At 47.1% G+C, this 5749-nt stretch carries 5 protein-coding genes; 1 reads left to right on the plus strand and 4 read right to left on the minus strand.

Annotation, left to right across the window (positions count from 1 at the left end):
• Positions 1–34 precede the first annotated feature (34 nt).
• From LLF78_04595 to LLF78_04610, 4 genes are all read right to left on the minus strand, one after another.
• Positions 35–355, minus strand: coding sequence for a (2Fe-2S)-binding protein (locus LLF78_04595; protein ID MCE5201771.1), 321 nt, complete (start codon positions 353–355; stop codon positions 35–37).
• Between the two features lie 534 nt (positions 356–889).
• Positions 890–2467, minus strand: coding sequence for a DEAD/DEAH box helicase (locus LLF78_04600; protein ID MCE5201772.1), 1578 nt, complete (start codon positions 2465–2467; stop codon positions 890–892).
• 6 nt (positions 2468–2473) lie between these two features.
• On the minus strand, positions 2474–2950 hold the full coding sequence (locus LLF78_04605; protein MCE5201773.1) for a GNAT family N-acetyltransferase: 477 nt from the start codon (positions 2948–2950) through the stop codon (positions 2474–2476).
• A gap of 262 nt (positions 2951–3212) precedes the next feature.
• Positions 3213–4841 (minus strand): M20/M25/M40 family metallo-hydrolase, encoded by a 1629-nt coding sequence (locus LLF78_04610; GenBank protein MCE5201774.1) that lies wholly within the window; start codon positions 4839–4841, stop codon positions 3213–3215.
• A 114-nt stretch (positions 4842–4955) separates the two neighbouring features.
• On the opposite strand from LLF78_04610, the gene LLF78_04615 reads away from it, so the two are divergent.
• Positions 4956–5663, plus strand: a complete 708-nt coding sequence (locus LLF78_04615) for a 3-oxoacid CoA-transferase subunit A (protein ID MCE5201775.1) — start codon at positions 4956–4958, stop codon at positions 5661–5663.
• The last annotated feature ends 86 nt before the right edge of the window (positions 5664–5749 follow it).

The raw sequence follows: 5749 nt of genomic DNA on the forward strand, positions 1-5749 counted from the left end.
GTCTCTATCGTTTTTCTCATCTGTCCGCCTCCCGTTATTTCGTTTCCATGGGTACGAGCCCCTTGCCGTGCTGGGTCTCGACTTTCATGCCCGCTTCAAGAGGCGTGACGCAGGTCCTTATGTTCGGAACTCCGTCAACCACCATGAAGCATGAGCTGCATTTGCCTATCGCACAGAAGAAGCCGCGCGGGCGTTTCATCTCAGGCGTTACCCTGTAGATGTGTACCCCGTTCGCGTGAAGTGCCATCGCTATCGGCTCCCCCTCGAATCCTTTGAGCTCCTTACCGTCGAAGCTGAATGTCACTTCTCTGCCATGTTTAAATTCCAGTATCGGGTGCTTCTGTATCAGTTCCATGTCCTCTCTCCCTCCCCGTTCTTTATCTCAGCAGCGTCTCTGCTTCGAAATTAAACAAATTGATGCCTCCCCAGACATCTTAAACCCCAAAAAATTTATGACACAACACTTAAACATACTGTTGATTATAAACAACTACATAATACATGCATTTATATTGCATGAAAAATGATACTTCTTCTTATTTATAATCTAATCTATCTATAATTAATCGTGCTCATCTTCACTTTCAAATTCTATATTTAGAATTTTTATGATCTTTTGTACAATTTTTATATCGTTATATCACAGATAAAACTATAGATAAATTTTGATTATCAGAGAACATGAATATATATAAATTATTTGTAACTGTAAATAATTTATATATACAATTAACCCACTCAAACGAGGGGCTGTGGCTTCCATCCGTTATTAAAGACGTTGCTGAATTATCGAAATATACTGAGTTTGTTGTTTGAGGTTGATGAGATGAAGGGGTAAGCATAAACTGATTGTCAGTACAAGGTTGGGATTTCTAATTCAGACGGGATCTCACCATGAGCTCTCCCAGCTGTCTTCTGTGGTTTTTATCTGCCGTATCTTATCTTCAAAACCAAAGACGGATGCGTCTATCTTGTTTACAGTGAGGTCGATCTGATCCATGTGAGAAAATTTATATCCATCAGGGAGTCTGTTTGCAAAACGCTTAACCTTAAGCAACGCCTGAAGATAGTTGCGTTCAGTGCTGCGAAGTATGTCGGCGGCATCCATTGCATCCGGCTCTCCTTGCTCAGCGAAAAGCCGGGCAAGGATGATATTAGGTACGGCATCCATCTCGTCACTCCAGATATCTGCGAGGATCCTGCGAACTTTCTTGCGAAGTACCTGATCCTTTATCTGTGCCAGCATACGGTTTATGTTCTGAAGAAGGTCCTCGACGTCACGGACTACCTCCCTGTAACTGAGCCTCGGAAGGGAATATTCCACCAGCATTTTTGACTCTGTCTCGATGGTTATCTCTTTCTTGAGAAGACGCCCTACTGCAGGCCGCAGTTCTATCCTTGCCTCTTCGCACGGCAGGTCCAGGATCTCCAGATAAAGAAGCCCTGTGTCGTAGTCATGGTGCTCGCACTTGCTGCGCGGGATGTATGTAACATAACCGGGGTTGAAATAGCCCTTGCGTCCCGCACGCCCTGCCATCTGCAGGAACTCATTCTTGGAGAGAGGCCCGTCGATGAATTTAGCCATCTGACCAAAGACCACGGTTTCTGCCGGGAGGTTAACACCAAGCGACAATGCATCCGTCCCCACTACCACATCCAGTATCCTCTCGCGAAACGCCGTCTCCACCAGCAGTTTTTCCTTTGGAAGCAGGGAACCAAAATACATACCGACACCATGAAGCATTATATCGGGCACATAACCGACCTCCAGTATCCCGGCTATCTCCCTCAGCCTTGCCCTATGTTCCCTGCTTATCCTTGCGCGGGTGCGGGATATTTGAGACGCAAGCCATTCTGCGCCCTTCTTTGAGAAAACGAATACAAGCGCGTCATGTATCTTTGCAAAGCGTATCCCGCTCTTTTTAAAGACAAGGTCCGTCACGCGGGCATCCGTTTTGTAGAGGACAAACTCGCGCATTGCAGCCTCTTCAAGATAATCCCTTACAACATCAGGGTTGCCGAAAGTGGCAGACATTACAAGGATATCACTGTCAAAGGATGTGCTGCGCAGCCCGTCAATATAGGCCCTGGCTCTTTCCGGGTCGTTAAATATGTAGTGAAATTCGTCTATTATTACTTTCTGGTGCGGGATATGCGCATATTTCAACGTGTATATCTCTTGTGTACAGCATAGGACCGGAGCACCCGCGTTCTTTTTGAAGTCTCCTGTCTCTAATCCCACATCGAAACCCATTGATTTCAGGTCAAGATAACGTTCATTGGAAAGAGCTTTTATGGGGGCAGTAAAAATTACGCGTGCCGAGGGCATCTTCGTATTGCCGTCCATGTCCATCAGCCCCGCCCACACATAAGCCACCCATGTTTTACCGCTTCCTGTGGGGGAGGAAAGTATCGCGCTGCTTCCTCTGATCGCCTCTATTGCTTTGTTCTGCCAATCGTAAAACATATTTCGCTACAGTTTTATGCAGAGCACGGGCAAGGTCCTCTTAATCTGCCCTATATCCAGTGTTTCCATGCCGATCTTTTCGGCTCCCATGTGGTGATAGAACTCTTCACCATTAGGGTCGGAGAGGATATAAAGTTCTTCCGCACCGACTGTCTCTGCCATCTCGCACGCATGAAGAAAGAGCTCTCCGCCAATGCCTGTCCCAATATATTCAGGCACGACCCAAAGATGCCGCAGCCACCATCTGCCGTCATCCCGCATCTCAAGGCAGTAGAACCCGAGTTTCTCATCAGTCTCTTCATTTTCAGCAAGGTAGCACGGGTTATTTTCAAGAAACTCTTCAGAGAGCGTCAGAAAATCCCTGAATTCACTCATCATTTCAGCAGAGTACTCCCAATATCCCTTTGAACGCCATGCGATATCAGAGAGGTCTTCTGCCTCTTCAGGCAATACTGGACGTATTCGAACGTCATCGTCCAACATTTATTTATCATTCTTCCTTTCTTTAAATAAAAACATCAACTTTCCCACCTCTTGCTACTAGTGGATTCAAACCCTCTGTTTTTCGTCTTCTCCGTATGTTATTTAGCGGAGAACCAGTGGCTCTAAAATATTGAAGTCGCTGGATTCCCGCTCAAAAGCATGCGGGAAAGACGGCGGGAAAGTTAAAGAAAAACATCAAATCAAAGTTAATTTTACCATAATATTCAATATCTGAAATCATTGCCGAAAAACAAAGCACCTCTCACCGCTCAGCAGGTACTCTTGCAGAGATCTCCCTTACCAGACTTCTGAGCAAATCCGGAAGGATATCCAGAGAGTAATGAAGATAAAGGCGTTCTGTCTTTTTATGCGGATCTTCGCCGCTCGGCCCAAGGTTAAGCACCGGCAGCGAAAGCGCCCGCATCTCGGCAAGCGGTATTTTATATATGCTGCCCCACCCTGGCATGTTGTTCTCAAGAACACTTACGTCATCGTCTGAAACCTTTGCACCGACATAACTGAGGTCACATAGGCCCGCAAATAACTCCACCTCGGTCATCCCGATGCCATGTTTCTCCATAAGCTCCCGCTCTACAGCACGCGCGGCACAGACTAACGCTCTGTCCCGCGCATCATCCGTGAGATCTGTCCTTAATGGAAGCCACGGAGGCAGGAAGAAGCATATAATATACGGCCCTTCCTCTCCGGACATGTCGGCTATCCTGTCAACTATTTTTATGCCGCGTTCCCTCATGTCGCCAGGCGGCAATGCATCGATATACTTCTTCAGCTCTGCGTCGAATCCTGCACCATATTTTTTTAGCGCCATATTTGTTATCTCGATCAATGTGTATACCTTAGAAGGCTGCGGGATAAACTCTCCGCCGTTGTAACCTTTCGCAATAAGCCCTCTGTACGACTCCAGATGCTGTCTATTTGTCATGCTCAACGCGTGTGCGGCGACTTTCTGCATTTGTTCCATAATCAAAGCCGGTGATTTTGTCGTCGTAAAGCAGTTGAAATAGGCATAAGCCGTGTCTGGAACCGTTACGCTGTAACCGTCCTTCATTACTCCCATATCAAGGCATATCCATGAAGGCTGGCTTATCCCATGAAGCGGGTCGGAAAGAGCCGGGTTTCCTTCCGCTGAAGAGACAAGATTTGAAACAGCCAGCGCTGATGAAAAGCCATAGTAGCAGTTACCAACGTGTGCCCCGCGCCCCTTGATGTAGAAACTTGGCATCAGTTTTCCGAGCGTACCCAAAAATATCATTGGCCCTACCATGCCGGTCTGCCCGGCCTCTCCTGGCTCTGTGTCAACGGCTGCAAGGAAATCCAGCCCTTCCTTCTGCATTTCAGATATAGCCGGAAGGATGCCCCTCATACCGGCTGATGAGTTCTCCTCATCGCCTACAAACGCGACTACAAGATTCACATCAAAAAGGTTTCTGTCTTCGGCAAATTCTTCAATCATGTCTATCTCTAATGCCACGCCGCACTTCATGTCCATTGAACCGCGGCCGTACAGCACATCGTCCTCCCCGAGCGAACCAAAACTCTTCGCAAGTTCCTCCGGATTAAACGCATATTCCGCCAGATCCCCGTAAACCCTTACATCAACTACATCGTAATGGCCTATCATCAGTACCGTGCGTTTCGTGAATGTCGCTGAATCAACTCTGGCTATAAGCGAATACAGTTTACGGGATGAGCCTTCAAGGGTAGTATCCATCAGAAGCAAATGCTCCGGATGTTCCATAAAATATGTATGCGCACCCAGCCTCTCCCTTATCCAGAACCCAGGTTCACTTTCCCTGTCACTTTCCGTAATGCTGGGAATACGTACAAGTTCATCTATTATTTTCAAAAGTCTCTCTCTCTTCTGCAACAAACAATACAGCCTCCTTATAGTCCTCAGTACTTGACATTATCCGCTGCAGCAATGAAACTTTATCCGCTGGCAGTAACCGCAGCGATGAAACAATGAAAGGATGTTGGTCGTAAAATGGCCAAACCATTTATCAAGCCAATAATAGCCCCAGAGGATGCCGTCCGCAAGGTGAAAGAAGGAACTTCTCTCATGCTGGGCGGATTCAACTACGGTGGTGTACCGTATACGCTTATTGACGCACTGTGTGCCGCAGGTACAAAAAACATTGATCTTATCTGTGTCGACGCAAGTCACTTTAACGATAAAACCCCTGAACCTGTCGGAGCTGCAAAGCTTATAGTCAAGAACAGGATAAGGTCCATGATCGCATCCCACATCGGGCTGAACAGACGCGCACAGGAACTCTGCGCCAGCAAAGAGATAAAAATAGATCTGATACCTATGGGGACATATGTTGAAAGGATAAGGGCAGGAGGAGCGGGGCTTGGCGGTTTTCTTACCCCAACCGGAGTCGGCACAATATATGAGGAAGGCAAGGAAATTATTGAGATCAAGGGGAAAAAATATATACTTGAACTGCCTCTGCGTGCTGACGTGGCATTTATACGTGCATATAAGGCCGACACCGCAGGCAACCTCATATACTACGGGACCGGACGCAACTTCAACCCCGCGATAGCTATGGCCGCAGACATTGTTATAGCAGAGGTTGACGAAGTACTTCCTATCGGAGAGATAGATCCCAATAATGTTGTGACTCCAGGGATATTCATCAACTCTCTTGTGCTGAAAGGAGATGATCCCTATGCTGCCAGAACTTAGCGAAACTGAGGCACGCGCGAGGATAGCAAGACGTATTGCGTCAGAGCTTGAAGACGGAGCCATAGTAAATCTTGGCATCGGGATAC

It is taken from the genome of Synergistaceae bacterium (genome assembly GCA_021372895.1).
Taxonomy (GTDB): Bacteria; Synergistota; Synergistia; order Synergistales; family Synergistaceae; genus JAJFTP01.